Source organism: Rhodoferax sp. GW821-FHT07F03 (assembly GCF_059418745.1).
In genome coordinates, this window is record NZ_JBWKQM010000022.1 from 40,825 (window position 1) to 56,639 (window position 15,815).

The 15,815-nt window shown below is 61.4% G+C and carries 14 protein-coding genes and 3 tRNA genes; 10 read left to right on the top strand and 7 right to left on the bottom strand.

The genetic code is table 11. From position 1 onward, the window contains the following. Positions 1-5: 5 nt before the first annotated feature. The 3 genes from accB to AC07R0_RS25000 form a co-directional block, all read right to left on the bottom strand. Positions 6-461 carry an acetyl-CoA carboxylase biotin carboxyl carrier protein gene (accB, locus tag AC07R0_RS24990; protein ID WP_495106915.1) on the bottom strand — a complete coding sequence of 152 codons (456 nt, stop codon included), beginning with the start codon at positions 459-461 and terminating at the stop codon, positions 6-8. A 137-nt stretch (positions 462-598) separates the two neighbouring features. Then, positions 599-1,024 carry a TlpA family protein disulfide reductase gene (locus AC07R0_RS24995; RefSeq protein WP_495106916.1) on the bottom strand — a complete coding sequence of 142 codons (426 nt, stop codon included), beginning with the start codon at positions 1,022-1,024 and terminating at the stop codon, positions 599-601. A gap of 107 nt (positions 1,025-1,131) precedes the next feature. Then, a complete protein-coding gene (locus AC07R0_RS25000) occupies positions 1,132-1,719 on the bottom strand; it encodes a hypothetical protein (protein WP_495106917.1) in 588 nt (195 codons plus the stop codon). Between the two features lie 68 nt (positions 1,720-1,787). Between AC07R0_RS25000 and mpl the strand changes: the two genes are divergently transcribed. Next, positions 1,788-3,161, top strand: coding sequence for a UDP-N-acetylmuramate:L-alanyl-gamma-D-glutamyl-meso-diaminopimelate ligase (gene mpl / locus AC07R0_RS25005; RefSeq protein WP_495106918.1), 1,374 nt, complete (start codon positions 1,788-1,790; stop codon positions 3,159-3,161). 65 nt (positions 3,162-3,226) lie between these two features. Here the strand turns inward: mpl and AC07R0_RS25010 are convergent, their stop codons facing one another. From AC07R0_RS25010 to AC07R0_RS25025, 4 genes are all read right to left on the bottom strand, one after another. Further along, positions 3,227-4,351: a 3-deoxy-7-phosphoheptulonate synthase gene (locus tag AC07R0_RS25010; protein WP_495098958.1), complete on the bottom strand. Its 1,125-nt coding sequence runs from the start codon at positions 4,349-4,351 to the stop codon at positions 3,227-3,229. Between the two features lie 231 nt (positions 4,352-4,582). Beyond that, positions 4,583-6,055, bottom strand: a complete 1,473-nt coding sequence (gene tldD, locus AC07R0_RS25015) for a metalloprotease TldD (protein WP_495075104.1) — start codon at positions 6,053-6,055, stop codon at positions 4,583-4,585. A 63-nt stretch (positions 6,056-6,118) separates the two neighbouring features. Continuing rightward, positions 6,119-7,273, bottom strand: a complete 1,155-nt coding sequence (gene rodA, locus AC07R0_RS25020; protein WP_495106919.1) for a rod shape-determining protein RodA — start codon at positions 7,271-7,273, stop codon at positions 6,119-6,121. Positions 7,274-7,323: 50 nt separating this feature from the next. Next, positions 7,324-8,859 (bottom strand): GGDEF domain-containing protein, encoded by a 1,536-nt coding sequence (locus AC07R0_RS25025; RefSeq protein ID WP_495106920.1) that lies wholly within the window; start codon positions 8,857-8,859, stop codon positions 7,324-7,326. A gap of 145 nt (positions 8,860-9,004) precedes the next feature. Here AC07R0_RS25025 and AC07R0_RS25030 point away from each other — a divergent pair, with 145 nt between their 5' ends. From AC07R0_RS25030 to AC07R0_RS25070, 9 genes are all read left to right on the top strand, one after another. Then, positions 9,005-11,053, top strand: coding sequence for a ribonuclease catalytic domain-containing protein (locus AC07R0_RS25030; RefSeq protein ID WP_495106921.1), 2,049 nt, complete (start codon positions 9,005-9,007; stop codon positions 11,051-11,053). 2 nt (positions 11,054-11,055) lie between these two features. Continuing rightward, complete coding sequence (locus AC07R0_RS25035; RefSeq protein WP_495106927.1) at positions 11,056-11,925, top strand: energy transducer TonB; 870 nt, start codon at positions 11,056-11,058, stop codon at positions 11,923-11,925. Positions 11,926-11,955: 30 nt separating this feature from the next. After that, positions 11,956-12,783 carry a shikimate dehydrogenase gene (aroE, locus tag AC07R0_RS25040; RefSeq protein ID WP_495106922.1) on the top strand — a complete coding sequence of 276 codons (828 nt, stop codon included), beginning with the start codon at positions 11,956-11,958 and terminating at the stop codon, positions 12,781-12,783. 3 nt (positions 12,784-12,786) lie between these two features. Next, positions 12,787-13,533, top strand: coding sequence for a monofunctional biosynthetic peptidoglycan transglycosylase (gene mtgA / locus AC07R0_RS25045; RefSeq protein WP_495106923.1), 747 nt, complete (start codon positions 12,787-12,789; stop codon positions 13,531-13,533). Positions 13,534-13,584: 51 nt separating this feature from the next. Continuing rightward, positions 13,585-14,379, top strand: coding sequence for an indole-3-glycerol phosphate synthase TrpC (gene trpC / locus AC07R0_RS25050; protein WP_495106924.1), 795 nt, complete (start codon positions 13,585-13,587; stop codon positions 14,377-14,379). 24 nt (positions 14,380-14,403) lie between these two features. Continuing rightward, complete coding sequence (locus AC07R0_RS25055; RefSeq protein ID WP_495106925.1) at positions 14,404-15,195, top strand: uracil-DNA glycosylase; 792 nt, start codon at positions 14,404-14,406, stop codon at positions 15,193-15,195. Between the two features lie 113 nt (positions 15,196-15,308). Beyond that, a tRNA-Tyr gene (locus AC07R0_RS25060) sits at positions 15,309-15,394 on the top strand. Positions 15,395-15,490: 96 nt separating this feature from the next. Beyond that, positions 15,491-15,564: transfer RNA gene (locus AC07R0_RS25065), tRNA-Gly, on the top strand. A 61-nt stretch (positions 15,565-15,625) separates the two neighbouring features. Next, positions 15,626-15,700: transfer RNA gene (locus tag AC07R0_RS25070), tRNA-Thr, on the top strand. Positions 15,701-15,815: the final 115 nt, after the last annotated feature.

Consider the following 15,815-nt stretch of genomic DNA (forward strand, 5'->3'; position numbering starts at 1 on the left):
CGGGATCACTCGATCACGTACAAAGGCTGACCGTATTCCACAGCCTGGCCGTTTTCACACAAGACCTGCACCACCGTCCCGGCCTTGTCCGCTTCGATCTCGTTCAAAATCTTCATCGCTTCGATAATGCAGATGGTGTCGCCTTCCTTGACCTGGCTACCCACTTCCACAAAGGCCTTGGCACCTGGGCTGGAAGAGCGATAGAAGGTGCCCACCATCGGCGACTTCACCACGTGGCCAGTGGCTGCTTCAGCCACCGGTGCGGCAGCCACCGCAACGGGAGCAGCAGGGGCCACCGTTTCAGCATGCGCGGGCGCCATCATCACGGGAGCGGCTTGATACACCATGGCACCACCACCCTTGACGATGCGGACCTTGCCCTCGGCCTCGGTAATTTCCAGTTCCGACACATTGGAATCAGACACCAAGTCGATCAACGTTTTGAGTTTGCGCAAATCCATAAAACCTCCAGCCACGACGTAAGAAAATGGGGCAATCTACCCCAAATTGATCGAACAGTCGCTTATTTCTTTGATTTCGATGTACACGCCGGGTTGAAATTTATTCAAAAAGACGGCGTGCATGAAGGTTGAAGCCTCTACTTCAACCCGGCCCACAGCTGCAAATCAGCGGGGCTTAGCTTACCCATTTTACGATGAAGCACAGCACCGGAGCCCCCCAGCAGCAGTGTAAAGGGCAGGCCACCGCTCAGGTTGCCCAAAGACCGGCCCAGCTCCGTACCGCCCAACCCGGCCATTCCAATAGGATAACTGACCGGGGTTTTTTGCAAAAATTGCCGCACAGCCCCTGGTTGGTCCACGGCCAATCCCACAACTTGCCAACCGTTAGCCGCATTTTCCTTAAAAAAACGGTCAATCAGCGGCATCTCTTCTACACAGGGCGGGCACCAGGTCGCCCAGAAGTTCAGCAGCACCGGCTTGCCACGCAATCCCCGCATATCCAGACCACCGCCTGCGGGCGTATCGAAACGCAGCCCCCATAGCGCTTGTTCAGCCTCGTTCAATGTGGACTCCGGTTGATGCCTCCACCAAGCCAGACCAGCCCCCGCCAAGCCAGCCACAGCGGCAACGCCGCCGACAAGCCGCCGGCGCTGTGTTGACACTTCTGCACTCATGCAGCCCCCTTCAATAAGTTACGCACGGCCTCGGTATCGCCGCGCGGGCTACGCCCCTTGCTATCCGGCTTCAGCGCGCCGCGCAAATCATCCAGGTCGTACACCATCAAATGCACACCTACGGCCAAACCCAGCTCAGGGTTCTGGCTGGCAAAACTCAAGGCCTCGACCGGCTCGCCCCGAAAACCGGTAACTGTCGCCGGTGTATAGGGCACGCGGTGGTCGATCAGGGCAATCTCCGCTGATTTGGAGTCATCGCAAAACAGCTGGATGGAAATATCCGACAAGCGGTTCGCCGTGCCGTGCCAGACCGCGCCACACAAATGGGGACGGAAAGCGGCCAAGCGCTCCATCCACACCAAAGCCATCGCGCGCAAAGCCCGCAACTCCACAGGCTGGGTGTCTTCACAAAACAGCTCGATGTACTCGCGCACGGCGTCTTCCAGATCGTCATTGCTGGGCAAGGGCGCACGGCCCACTCCCAACTGGGACGCGGCACGGCGCTTGGCGGGGCCGTACTCCAGCCCCTCCTCGACCACCAGGCGGGCGGCCGTGGCCGCGATTTCAGAAGTCAATGCTTGCATGAACCGGATTTTGCACCTTTTGCCCAAGCCCGGAGGGTGCCGCCCAGCCCCCCCCTAAAATCCCCGCCATGCACATTCATATTCTGGGTATTTGCGGCACTTTCATGGGCGGACTGGCGGCTTTGGCGCGCGAAGCCGGGCACCGGGTTACCGGTTGCGACGCTGGGGTCTACCCCCCCATGAGCGACCAGCTGCGCGCACTGGACATCAGCCTGATCGAAGGCTTTTCGGCAGACCAATTGGCCCTCAAACCCGATATGTTTGTGGTCGGCAACGTGGTGTCACGCGCCCGCCTGGCCGACGGTAGCCCCAAATTTCCGCTGATGGAAGCTATCCTGGACGCAGGCCTGCCCTATACCAGCGGCCCGCAGTGGCTGGCCGAACACGTGCTGCAAGGCCGGCACGTGCTGGCCGTAGCCGGTACGCACGGCAAGACCACCACTACCGCCATGCTGAGCTGGGTGCTGGAACACGCCGGCTTGGTCCCTGGCTTCCTGGTGGGCGGCGTGCCGCTGAACTTCGGCGTGTCCGCCCGCCTGGGCAGCGGCAAAACCTTTGTCATCGAGGCCGACGAATACGACACAGCCTTCTTCGACAAGCGCAGCAAGTTTGTGCACTACCGCCCGCGCACGGCCGTACTGAACAACCTGGAGTTCGACCACGCCGACATCTTTGACGACCTGGCTGCTATCGAACGCCAGTTCCACCACCTGCTGCGCACCGTGCCGCCCAGTGGGCGTGTGGTGAGCAACGGCCTGGAAGAAAGCCTGACCCGCGTGTTGCACCAGGGCTGTTGGAGCGAGGTACGCAGCTTTGGCGCGGCGGTCAGCGACTTCAGTGCGCGTGGCGAGCCGCACCACTTCGATGTACTGCAACAGGGCCAGCCGGTTGCGACTGTGGAGTGGTCACTGGGCGGCGTACACAACCAGCTCAATGCCCTGGCCGCCATTGCCGCAGCAGACCATGTGGGCGTTACGCCCGCCATAGCGGCCGAAGCCTTGGCCAGTTTTCAGAATGTAAAGCGGCGCATGGAGGTGCGCGGCACGGTGCGCGGTATCACGGTTTACGACGATTTCGCCCACCACCCCACGGCCATCCGCACCACGGTGGACGGGCTGCGCCGGCGCCTGCCGCCAAGCCAGCGCATCCTGGCCGTATTCGAGCCGCGCAGCAACACCATGAAGCTAGGCGCCATGAAAGCCCAGCTGCCCTGGAGCCTGGAAGAAGCCGACCTGGCCTTCTGCCACGCGGGCGGGCTGGGCTGGGATGCACGCAGTGCCCTGGAGCCCATGGGCGCCCGGGCGCAGGTCGCCGACAGCATCGACGCCCTGGTGCAGCAGGTATGCGCAGCCGCCCAGCCGGGCGACCACATACTTTGCATGAGCAACGGCGGCTTTGGCGGCATCCACGCCAAGTTGCTGGATACGCTACAAAATAAATAGCTACCAACGCAGGCACTAGCTGCGCCAGAGGCCTATTTCTCTTAAACCTCTAGCGCACGCAGCAATCAGCGAGCGCGGCGCGCCTTCACCGCGTCGGACAGGATTTCCAGCGTCTGCAGGGACTGCTCCCAGCCCAGGCAGGCGTCGGTAATGCTGCGGCCGTATTCCAGGGTTTTCTGGTCGGTCTTGCCGGGGGTGAACTTCTGCGCGCCTTCCTGCAAATGGCTTTCCACCATCAGGCCGAAGACTTGGCGCGAGCCACCGGCCACCTGGCCAGCGATGTCGCGCGCCACGTCGATCTGCTTCTCGTGCTGCTTGCTGCTGTTGGCGTGGCTGCAATCCACCATCAGCGTGGCTGGCATCTGGGCGGCAGCCAATTCGGCGCAGGCAGCGGCGACGCTGGCGGCATCGTAGTTAGGGGTCTTGCCGCCGCGCAGGATCACGTGGCAGTCCTTGTTGCCATTGGTTTGCACGATGGCCACCTGGCCGCTCTTGTGGATGGACAGAAAGTGGTGGCCGCGGGCGGCGGCCTGGATAGCGTCGGTGGCGATGCGGATATTGCCGTCGGTTCCGTTCTTGAAGCCGATCGGTGCCGACAGGCCCGACGCCAGCTCGCGGTGCACCTGGCTTTCAGTGGTGCGCGCACCGATAGCGCCCCAGGAAATCAGGTCGCCAATGTACTGTGGCGAGATCACGTCCAGGAACTCGCTGCCAGCAGGCAAGCCCAGGCGGTTGATCTCGATCAGCAGCTGGCGTGCGATGCGCAGGCCTTCGTCGATGCGGTAGCTCTCGTCCAAGTAGGGGTCGTTGATCAGGCCCTTCCAGCCCACGGTGGTGCGCGGCTTCTCGAAGTAGACGCGCATCACGATTTCCAGCGTGTCGGCGTATTTCAGGCGCTGGGCGTGCAGACGGCGGGCGTATTCCAGCGCGGCGGCCGGGTCGTGGATGGAGCAAGGGCCGATCACCACCAGCAGGCGGTCGTCCGTGCCGGAAATGATGTTGTGGATGTTCTTGCGGGTGTCGGTGATCAGTGTTTCCACCGCGGTACCGCGGATGGGGAAGAAGCGGATCAGATGTTCTGGAGGTGGTAGCACGGAAATATCCTTAATACGTTCGTCGTCGGTTTGGCTGGTTTTTTCGACGCTCGCATACCAGGCTTCACTGCTGGCGGGATAGGTTTTCGCATTCATGGGGTGACTCCTGTAAGGATGGATATGGGAAACAAACAAACGAAAAAAAACCGCCGGAGTTTTGGACTCCGGCGGTTTTTAGGAAGGACTTGCAGTTTTTACAGCTTAGCCTCTCATCCGCCGGGGACCGAGAACCAAAAGTAAAAAAAGGCAAACACGTGCTTTTGCATAGAGGATCAATGTACCACAGTCATTTGCACAACATGCCGGGGCGAAACCCTAGGGCCGTGGTCAGGCTGTGCCGCCGACCGTCAGGCCGTCGATACGCAAGGTGGGTTGGCCCACACCCACGGGCACGCTCTGGCCTTCCTTGCCGCAGGTACCCACGCCCGGATCCAGCTTCATATCGTTGCCGATCATGCTGACCTTTTTCAGGCATTCGGGGCCGCTGCCAACGATGGTCGCACCCTTGACTGGATAGAGAATCTTGCCGTTTTCCACCCAGTAGGCTTCGCTGGCGGAGAACACAAACTTGCCCGAGGTGATGTCCACCTGCCCACCACCGAAGTTGCTGGCATACAGCCCCTTCTTGATGCTGGCGATGATTTCCGCTGGCTCCTTGTCACCACCCAACATATAGGTGTTGGTCATGCGGGGCATGGGGATGTGGGCATAGCTTTCGCGGCGGCCGTTGCCGGTGGGCTTGACGCCCATCAAGCGAGCGTTCATCGAGTCCTGGATGTAGCCCTTCAGGATGCCGTCTTCAATCAACACATTGCGCTGGCTGGCGTGGCCTTCGTCGTCCACATTCAGCGAGCCGCGGCGGTCTTTAATGGTGCCATCGTCCAGCACAGTCACGCCCTTGGCGGCAACGCGTTGGCCGATGCGACCGCTGAATGCGCTGGAGCCCTTGCGGTTGAAGTCGCCTTCCAGCCCGTGGCCGATAGCCTCGTGCAGCAGGATGCCGGGCCAGCCGGAGCCCAGCACCACCGTCATCACGCCGGCCGGAGCGGGCCGTGATTCCAGATTGGTCAGAGCCGCATGCACAGCATCGTTTACATATTGGTTGATCATGGCGTCGTCAAAATAGGCCAGACCGAAACGGCCTCCACCGCCGCCCGAGCCCACTTCGCGGCGTACCACGCCCTTGACTGTAGCCTCGGCAATCACCGTGACGCTCAGGCGCACCAGCGGGCGCACGTCGGCGGCAAGCGTGCCGTCGGCACGGGCGACCATGACCACGTCGTATTCAGCGGCCAGGCCGGCCATGACCTGCGCAACGCGCGGGTCTTTGGCGCGGGCCAGCTTTTCCACCCGCTCCAGCAGCTTCACCTTGGCCGTGCTGTCCAGCGAGGCAATCGGGTCCACGCCAGGATAAAGGCTGCGCCCTTTTGCTATCTTTTGCGTAGCTACCTTCGTACGTTTTGTCTGCGCTGCAGCCGAAATAGCCCGTACGGTACGGGCCGCATCCAGCAGCGAGGCTTCGGAGATGTCGTCGGAATAGGCGAAGGCGGTTTTCTCGCCGCTGACGGCGCGCACGCCCACGCCTTGGTCGATGCTGAAGGAGCCGGTTTTAACGATGCCCTCCTCCAGGCTCCAGCCCTCGCTGCGGGTGTACTGGAAGTACAGATCGGCGTCGTCCACCTTGTGCGCGGTGATTTCGGCCAGCGCCCGGCTCAGGTGCGCGGGCGTCAGACCGAACGGGTCCAGCAACAGGGATTGGGCAATGGCGAGGCGTTCGAGGGTGGGTTCACGGAGGGTCATGCAGGCATTTTAGGCCTGCGATCCGGACTGCGCGTACGACGCAGCGCATCCCCATGGCGCGGCCTAGGACAACACCAGCCGCCGGGCCTTGGCGATGGACATCAAAATGCCCAGGCCCAAGCCCAAAGTCACCATGGCGGTGCCGCCATAGCTGATGAAGGGCAAGGGCACGCCCACCACCGGCAGGATGCCGCTGACCATGCCCATATTGACGAAGGCATAGGTGAAGAAGATCAGCGTCACGCTGCCCGCCAGCAAGCGCGAGAACATGGTGGGCGCGTCCATCGCAATCACCAGCCCCCGCATTACCAGGAACAGAAAGCCTGCAATCAGCAACAGGTTGCCTATCAGGCCGAACTCTTCGGAAAAGGCGGCAAAGATGAAGTCGGTGGTGCGCTCAGGGATGAATTCCAGATGGGTTTGCGTGCCCTGCATAAAGCCCTTGCCCAGCACGCCGCCCGAGCCGATGGCGATCATGCCCTGGATGATGTGGAAGCCCTTGCCCAGCGGATCGCGGCTCGGGTCCATCAGGGTGCAAATACGCTGCTGCTGGTAGTCATGCAACACCACCCAGCGCACGCCATCGGCGCACAGTGCCGGTTCGTTCCAGACCACCAGGCCGATGGCGACTAAGCCCAAAAGCACCGGCGGCACGATCAGCTTCCAGCTCAAACCGGCAAAAAACAGCACCGACAAACCGGTCGTCATCACCAAAATGGCGGTGCCCAGGTCGGGCTGTTTAACGATCAGCCCCACCGGCACGGCCAGCAACACGCCGCCAACCAGAAAGTCCAGCGGACGGAGCTGCCCCTCGCGCCGCTGGAACCACCAGGACAGCATCAAGGGCATGGCGATCTTCAAAATCTCGCTGGGCTGGATGGTGATACCCACGTTCAGCCAGCGCCGGGCCCCTTTCTTGGTAATACCGAAGATAGCCACGGCAATCAGCAAGGCCACGCCCACTGTATAGAGCGGCACGGCAAAAGCCATGAGGCGCTGCGGTGGAATCTGCGCCACCACAAACAGAATGGCCCCCGCCAGCAGCATATTGCGGCCATGGTCCACAAACCGGGCGCCATGGTCGTAGCCGGACGAATACATGGTCAGCAACCCGGCACACACCAGCATGAAAACAGCAAATGCCAGCGGCCCGTCAAAGCCGCGGAACAAGGGGGCGATGCGCCGCCACAGGGGTGGTTTTTCAAAAACAACAGACATGGCGCAATTATCGGCGCAGGCTGTATACCCCTGGTGCCGGCTGAGGCGCCTTAGCCGCCCAACACCCGGTTCTTGCCGGTGCGCTTGGCCAGGTACATCGCCTTGTCCGCACGCTTGATGCATTCCTGGCCGTCCTCGTCGGCAGCCAGTTGGGCCACGCCAGCGCTGAAGGTGATCAACACCTTCTGGTTCTCACGCAGAAAGAATTTCTTGGTCAGCTCGCGCTGCAACCGGGTTAGGGCGACAACCCCCATGTCGAGCAAGGTGTCCGGCAGCACGATCACGAACTCTTCGCCGCCAAAACGGGCCAGACTGTCCTGTGGGCGCATGGATTCGCGCGTCACCTTGGCCAAATGGCTCAGCGCCTCGTCGCCTGCCTCGTGCCCGAGGTCGTCGTTGAGCTTCTTGAAGTTATCCACGTCCAGCAAAGCCAGGCACAACGGCGTGCCTTTGCGCCGGGCGTTGGCGATCTCGCGCTGGATGACTTCGTCCAGGCCGCGGCGGTTCAGGGCGCCGGTCAGCGGGTCGTGTCGGGCCTGCACGCTCACGCGGTCCAACTCCTGGTGCAGCTTGAAGATTTCGGCCTCGGCCTTTTCGGTCTTGTCCCGCATGGCCTGTAGCTGGTCGCGCGCCGCCTGGGTGTCGTGCGCCATATGGCGCGTGGCCCCCAACGCAGCCTGCAGCACGGGGCTCAATTCTTCAATCGACTGGGCCTGTTCTATCTGGCGGGCACATTCCTCGATCTTGCTCTGGTAGACACCACTGGCCTCGCCCATGATGGACAGGCGGTCCACAAAAGCCACCAGCAGCTGGCGCATCTCCAGTTGCGCTTCGACGGCGCGCTCCTTGGCCTCGGACTGCTTGGCGATTACATCCACCAGCCGACGCTGCACGTCGTCCAGCCGGCGCAAGCTCAACGGCGGCTTAGAGGCCTCCATCAAGGCGTCGATCTGCCCTTTCAGCCACAGGTCGTCTACGCACAACACGCCAATATTGGTAAACACCAGGTGCAGCAGCTGCAGCAGCACGGTTTTGATCTCGCCCTGGTCCTCTGCCGTAAACGACAAACGGTGGCTGAAATCGGCCAGCATGGTCTTGGTGCGGGGCAAATCGGGCACCGGCTGGCGCATGAAGTTCAATAGTTCCTCGGTTTGCGCCAGAAACCGGGTGTCCTCGTCGCCCAGCGCCGGCAGCATATTGCCGATCAGGCGCGCAATCTGCTCCATGAACTCGGGGGTCAACGCCGGGTTACTGAGGTTTGGCCCCGAGGGCAGACCACTTTGCAGGCTGTCGGAAGCGGCTACGCCGAAGTTGGCATAGGCCATCAGCGCGTTGTGCACACCGTCCCAGCTACGCTGGCCGATCGCGGACTCCATCAAGCCCAACTGGCGCTGCTGGCCCGGATTTCTGGCCGGCAGGGAGGCCGCAATCTGCCGCAGCGGCTCGTAGGGGAAATGGGCCGGCACCATGGTGCCAGCCACCTCGTGGTACAGCGCTTGGTAGTTTTCCGGCGTAGGAACCAGCTTACGGGTAGTCAGCAGCTTCAGGGTTTCGCGTGCAATTTCGCCAGGAGATCGGGTAGACATGGGTTTTCACAATTAGGTCAACTGCGGACAATCGCATCGACAGGCTGTGATCGTAGCGGCTAAGCCCCACATATCCAAACCGCCAAACCAAGCGCTTTCCGCCGACTCGCCAGACCCCGGCGCGCCGCATGGGAGAATTCATCCCATGTTTGCAATATTTGAAGAAGCCGGAAAATTCATGGCCGGGCGTATCCTGTCTGAGGCGGAGTCATCCGCCCAGGTAGAGCTGGACAGCGGCAAGCGGGTCAAGGTCAAGGCCGCCAACCTGCTGCTGAAATTCGACAAACCGGCTCCCGCCATCCTGCTGCGCGACGCCCAGGCGCTGAGCCAAACCATTGAGCTGGAGCTGGCCTGGGAGTTTGCCCCCGAGGAAGACTTCGGCTTCGCCGACCTGGCGCGCGACTATTTCAGCGCCAACGCCACGCTGGAGCAGCAAACCGCCATGTTGCTGCGCCTGTTCGAGGTGCCGCACTATTTCCGCCGCGCCGGCAAAGGCCGTTTCCGCAAAGCGCCGGCCGACATCCTGCAGCTGGCACTGGCCGCCATCGAGAAAAAGGCCCAGCTGCAGTTGCAGATCGCCGCCTGGGCCGAAGAACTGGGCCGCGGCGAATGCCCACCGGCCGTGCGCGAGCAGCTTTACAAGATTCTTTTCAAGCCGGACAAAAACGGCCCCGAGTACAAGGCCGTGGTCGAAGCCTCGCGCGCCACGCACAAAGCGCCGCTGGTGCTACTGCAACATGCCGGCGCCATCGACTCGCCCTACCAGTTCCACTGGCGCCGCTTCTTGCTGGAGAACTTCCCCAAGGGCACGGGTTTTCCCACGCTGGAGGCGCCGCAAATCAAGGACGAGCTGCCCTTGTCCACCGCACAGGCCTTTTCCATCGACGATTCGCAAACCACCGAGATCGACGATGCGCTGTCGGTGCAAAACCTGGGCTCGGGCACGGTCACGGTCGGCATCCACATCGCCGCGCCCGGCCTGGCCATCACGCCGGGCAGCGCCGTGGACCAACTGGGCCGCTCCCGCCTGTCCACGGTCTACATGCCGGGCTACAAGCTGACCATGCTGCCCGACGCCGTGGTGCAGAACTACACCTTGCAAGAAGGCCGCGACTGCCCGGCCGTGTCGCTGTACGTCACGCTGGACGAGGCGACGCTGGAGATCACCGCCAGCGAAACCCGGCTGGAGCGCGTACACATCGCAGCCAACCTGCGCCATGACCAGCTCGACACCCTGGTCACCGAGGCCTGGCTGGAAGACCCCACATTTGAACATGAAAATGGACTGCAGCGCACGGATATCCAGCGCGAGCAGCTATCATTTTTATACCGCCTGGCCAAACACCTGAAAGGCCTGCGCGAGATCGCCCGCGGCAAGCCAGAGAACTTCAACCGGCCCGACTACAACTTCAAGCTGGTTGGCAACGACGGCGCCGAGCCCAGCGGCAACGAACAGGTGCAGATCAGCACCCGCCAGCGCGGCGCACCGCTGGACCTGATCGTGGCCGAGGCCATGATCCTGGCCAACAGCACCTGGGGCGAATGGATGGCCGACAACGGCGTCCCCGGCATTTACCGCAGCCAGGCCAGCCTGCTGCCGGGCGTGAAGGTGCGCATGGGCACCAAGGCCCTGCCGCACGCCGGCATCGGCGTCAAAAGCTATGCCTGGAGCACCTCGCCTTTACGCCGCTACACCGATCTGGTCAACCAGTGGCAGATCATTGCCTGCGCCCGCCACGGCAAGACCGCAGCCCTTGCCGCGCCGTTCAAGCCCAAGGATGCCGACCTGTTCTCCATCATCTCGATGTTTGACGCGGCGTATGCCACTTATAACGGCTACCAAGGCGCAATGGAGCGCTTCTGGACGCTGAAGTACCTGCAGCAAAACAGCATCAACGACATCGTCGGAACCGTCTTCAAAGAAGGCATGGTGCGCGCCGACAACCTGCCCCTGGTGCTGCCGGTGCTGGGCACGCAAGACCTGCCGCGCGGCGCCAAGGTGCGGGTGCAATTGGGTGCGATCGACGAAATCACGCTGGACATTGCCGGCACCGTCGTGGAACGCCTGGATGCGCCGGCCGAAACACCGCAGGACGACACCGAAGAAGACGACGAACCCAGCGCCGGGCCTATCGCCATCGCTGTCGATATCGACGAAACTGAGGCCCCCGCCGCCACCGACGCCACACCGTGATCTTGCGCATCCTCAGCACTATTCGCCATCTGAGTACTCTGCAGTGGGCGCTGGGCGCCTCCATCGGCGTGCACGCGGTGCTGCTGACGGTGCGCTTCATAGACCCAGAGAGCTTCAACCGGGTGTTCCAGGACACGCCGCTGGAGGTGATTCTGGTCAACGCCCAGTCCACCACCCCGCCAGACAAGGCCACCGCTATCGCCCAGGCCTCGCTGGCCGGCGGTGGCGAGGCCGACAGGGGGCGCGCCACCTCGCCGCTGCCGCCTTCGGCGTTTACCGACATCGGCGAGACCATGGAAGAAACCCAGCGCAAGATGGACGCCATGCAGCAGCAGCAAGCCATGCTGCTGGCGCAGGTCAGTCAAAAGCTGGCTACCATGCCGCTGCCGGACCCCAAGCTGGCCAGCAATGCGCCCGAGGCCACGGCCCAGGAGGAAAAACGCCGCCAATTGCTGAACCTGCTGGCCGAAATCGAGCGCCGCATCAACCAGGAAAACTCGCGCCCCAAGCGCCGCTATGTCAGCCCCTCCACCCGGGAAGAGGTGTACGCGGTGTACTACGACAACCTGCGCCACAAGGTGGAAGACCGCGGCACCGAGAACTTCCCCGAATACGGCGGTAAGAAGCTCTACGGCGCGCTCACCATGATCGTCACCGTCAACTTTGATGGCCAGGTGCTCGCCACCCAGATTGCCGAAAGCTCGGGCAACCGGGTGCTGGACCGCCGCGCCGAGGCCATTGTGCGCAGCGCCGGCCCGTTCGGCCCCTTTACGGATGCAATGCGCAGCAAGGTGGACCAATTGGTGGTGGTGTCGCGCTTTCGCTTCACCCGCGACCAAACGCTGGAAACCAAGGTCAGCGCTTCGCCCTGAATTTCCCCTTATTTTGTAAAGAGCTTTTTCATGGACCAGTATTGCGTAATGGGTAACCCGGTGGAACACAGCCGGTCTCCCTGGATCCACGCCCGCTTCGCCGAATTGACCGGCCACAGCCTGCAGTACGGCAAAAAGCTGGTCCCGCTGGATGGCTTTGACGCAGCGGTTGCCGCCTTTCGGGCCGAGGGCGGTCTGGGCTGCAACGTCACCGTGCCGTTCAAATTTGACGCGGCACGCATCAGTACCACGCAAACGCCCCGGGCCCAGTTGGCAGGCGCCTGCAACACCCTGCACCTGCGCCCGGATGGCATTTTTGCCGACAACACCGACGGCGCCGGCCTGGTCAATGACATCCAATCTAATGCCGGCTTTGCCCTGGCGGGACGAGATGTACTTCTCATAGGTGCAGGTGGCGCATCAGCCGGCGTCATCGGCCCCATGATCGAAGCCAAGGTACGCAGCATCACCGTGGCCAACCGCACGCTGGCCAAGGCAGACGACCTGGTGACGCGCCACACGGCACTGGCCCAGCAGCATGGGACCCTATTGCACGCCAGCGAACTGCACGACGTACAGAGTCCATTCGACGTGGTGGTCAACGCGACCGCCAGCAGCCTCAGCGGCGCCGGCGTCCCGGTGTCGCCCGCAGTACTCAAGCCTGGCGCACTGGCACTGGACATGATGTACGGCCCCGCCGCCGCGGGCTTCATGGACTGGGCCCGTGCACACCAAGCCGTGCCGCGCGATGGACTGGGCATGCTGGTGGAACAGGCGGCAGAAGCCTTCCTGATCTGGCGCGGCGTGCGTCCACCATCGGCCCAGGTATTGGCCGAATTACGCGCTACCTTGGCCTGATCCATGCGCCCGCTATTGCGCTGGTGCGTGCTGGCGGCTTTTGCCACACTTGCACTGCAACTGTTTTTTATCGGTCGTATTGCCATGATGGTGGCTGTTGCACCTGAGTCAACCACGTTTGAACGTTCAGAAGCCTGGCGACTGCTGACCAGCCCCGACAGCCCGGGACTGCGCTGGAGGCAACAGTGGGTGCCGTACGCGCAGATCTCCGACAACCTCAAGCGTGCCGTCATCGCCTCAGAAGACGGCTCTTTCGTCAATCACGACGGAGTGGACTGGGAGGCTTTGGAGAAAGCCTGGCAAAAAAACGAGAAAGCCCAAGAGCGTGCCGCCAAATTTGCCCCCGCCAAAGCCAAGACGCTGGCGCCGGTGCGGGCTCCGAAAATCATCGGTGGCTCCACCATCACCCAGCAATTGGCCAAGAACCTGCTGCTTTCGGGCGAGCGCACTCTGCTGCGCAAGGGGCAAGAGTTTGTGCTGACCATGGTGTTGGAGCTGCTGCTGGACAAGCAACGCATCCTGGAGATTTACCTGAACAACGTGGAATGGGGTGAGGGCGTATTTGGCGCGGAGGCCGCGGCCCAGCATTACTTTCGCAAGCCAGCAGCGCGCCTGAGCGCATTTGAGGCCGCTCGCCTAGCCGTGATGCTGCCGCGCCCCAAATACTTCGAGAAACTGCCCAACTCCGGCTATCTGAGCAGCCGCGCAGGCACCATCGTCGCCCGCATGCCCAGCGTGGAACTGCCCTGAAAGGTGTAGAGGGATAATGCAGGTCGATCCATCTGAACCTGCCTACGCCCCATGTCCGACATCCTGCAAAAAATCATTGACGTCAAACGCGAAGAAATCGCCCAAGCCAGCAAGCGCAAGCCTCTGCCGGAAATGCGTGCCGACGCCGAATCCCGCGTTCTGACCCGCGATTTTGTGGGGGCGATACGCGCAAAAATTGCTGCAGGACAGCCTGCAGTAATCGCCGAGATCAAAAAAGCCAGTCCGTCCAAGGGTGTCATCCGCGCAGACTTCATTCCCGCCGACATCGCCCAGAGCTATGCGGAATATGGAGCGGCCTGCCTCTCGGTGTTGACCGACAAGCAGTTTTTCCAGGGCCAGATCGACTACCTCAAGCAGGCGCGCGCCTCCTGCCAGCTGCCGGTGCTGCGCAAGGATTTCATGGTGGACGCGTACCAAATTTACGAGTCGCGTGCCATGGGGGCCGATTGCATCCTGTTGATAGCAGCCGCCCTGAACGACGCACAGATGGCCGATTTTGAAGCCATTGCCCGCACCCTGGACATGGCCGTACTGGTGGAAGTACACGACGCAGCAGAGCTGCAAAGAGCCTTGAAACTGAAAACCCCCTTGGTGGGAGTGAACAACCGCAATCTGCGAACCTTTGAGGTCAGCGTGGAAACCACATTGGCACTGCGCAAAGACGTGCCCGGCGATCGTATCCTGGTCACCGAAAGCGGCATCATGACCCCTGCTGATGTACAGCGCATGCGTGAAGCCAAAGTGGACGCATTCCTGGTCGGCGAAGCCTTCATGCGCGCAGAAGAACCCGGCGCCGCTTTGTCCAAATTATTTGGACTGGACTAATTGACGGCATCCAAACCACACGGGATGCTCACACCAACGCAAGTCTCGCGACAACTTGCATTGCTTGACGCAACAGACGCTATCCCCACTTTACGCACGTGGCCCCCAGAGCCAGGGGCCGTGGCACCCGACTGGCAAACCACGGTAACGCAGTTTTGGGCCAGCCCCCAGGGTCAGCAGCTATCGCAATTTATCGCCACGCGCCTAGGCGAGCGGGCGACCATTTACCCCCCCGAACCTCTACGGGCTCTTCGACTGACGCCGCTGCACTCTGTGCGCGTAGTCATATTGGGCCAAGACCCCTACCACGGCCCAGGCCAAGGCGAGGGATTGGCATTCTCTGTTGCGCCAGGCGTGACGCCTCCACCCTCACTACGCAATATCTTCAAAGAACTGCAGCAAGAAGGATTGCGCCGTGCCCATCAAGCCGACACCAATGGATCGCTCACATCCTGGGCACAACAGGGCGTGCTGCTGCTCAATACCTGCCTGACGGTAGAAGACGGCCACCCCGCCAGCCATGCCAAAAAAGGATGGGAAGCACTCAGCGATGCCGTCGTTGCGCAAATTGCTCAAACCGCGCACATCTGCGTTTTCATGCTATGGGGCGCCCATGCCCAAGCCAAGGCCCCCATGATCCAGCAACTGGCGGCTGCACACGATCGCAATATCCTGGTACTGCAGGCAAACCATCCATCCCCCTTGTCAGCCAACCGTCCGCCGACACCATTCGTGGGTTGCGGCCACTTCCAAGCCGCCAACGATTTTTTGGTAGGACATGGCTCCCGGCCCATTCGCTGGAGCAGCATGGACTGAGCAGAATTTCTACTCTCCCTCCCACCGACAAGAAAGCACGCTATAATAGAAAGCTATCGAACGTAGACGCACAAAATGCAATAGCATTGTGATGCTATAATTCGAAGTTCGCCGGAGAGGTGGCCGAGTGGTTAATGGCAGCAGACTGTAAATCTGCCCTCTTACGAGTACGCTGGTTCGAATCCAGCCCTCTCCACCAGCGACAGGCTTGCTTGCGAGCTGTGAGTTTTTGATGTGTTGATGCGCGTTTTTGGATTTAGCGGCGGCGTTTCGCATGGAAGTTTTTACTTCATATGCGGGAGTAGTTCAATGGTAGAACCCTAGCCTTCCAAGCTAATGACGCGGGTTCGATTCCCGTCTCCCGCTCCAAAAGCGATCGTCGGCGCGAAAGTTTTGTTTAGGTTGCTACAAATTTGTAGCAACTTGAAATGCCCATTTGGCTCAGTGGCAGAGCACTCCCTTGGTAAGGGAGAGGTCCCGGGTCCGATTCCCGGAATGGGCACCAATATTTCGGTTGATTTGGTTTGTTTTTTTCGGAGTCGAAAAAATGGGAAAAGAAAAGTTCACGCGCACCAAGCCCCACGTCAACGTGGGCACGATCGGTCACGTTGACCACGGCA

Coding starts and splice junctions, on each gene's coding strand:
- mtgA (WP_495106923.1), top strand. CDS start 12,787: ATGCGCCCGCTATTGCGCTGGTGCGTGCTGGCGGCTTTTGCCACACTT.
- rodA (WP_495106919.1), bottom strand. CDS start 7,273: ATGTCTGTTGTTTTTGAAAAACCACCCCTGTGGCGGCGCATCGCCCCC.
- aroE (WP_495106922.1), top strand. CDS start 11,956: ATGGACCAGTATTGCGTAATGGGTAACCCGGTGGAACACAGCCGGTCT.
- AC07R0_RS25000 (WP_495106917.1), bottom strand. CDS start 1,719: ATGCAAGCATTGACTTCTGAAATCGCGGCCACGGCCGCCCGCCTGGTG.
- tldD (WP_495075104.1), bottom strand. CDS start 6,055: ATGACCCTCCGTGAACCCACCCTCGAACGCCTCGCCATTGCCCAATCC.
- AC07R0_RS25055 (WP_495106925.1), top strand. CDS start 14,404: ATGCTCACACCAACGCAAGTCTCGCGACAACTTGCATTGCTTGACGCA.
- trpC (WP_495106924.1), top strand. CDS start 13,585: ATGTCCGACATCCTGCAAAAAATCATTGACGTCAAACGCGAAGAAATC.
- AC07R0_RS25025 (WP_495106920.1), bottom strand. CDS start 8,859: ATGTCTACCCGATCTCCTGGCGAAATTGCACGCGAAACCCTGAAGCTG.
- accB (WP_495106915.1), bottom strand. CDS start 461: ATGGATTTGCGCAAACTCAAAACGTTGATCGACTTGGTGTCTGATTCC.
- AC07R0_RS25030 (WP_495106921.1), top strand. CDS start 9,005: ATGTTTGCAATATTTGAAGAAGCCGGAAAATTCATGGCCGGGCGTATC.
- mpl (WP_495106918.1), top strand. CDS start 1,788: ATGCACATTCATATTCTGGGTATTTGCGGCACTTTCATGGGCGGACTG.
- AC07R0_RS25010 (WP_495098958.1), bottom strand. CDS start 4,351: ATGAATGCGAAAACCTATCCCGCCAGCAGTGAAGCCTGGTATGCGAGC.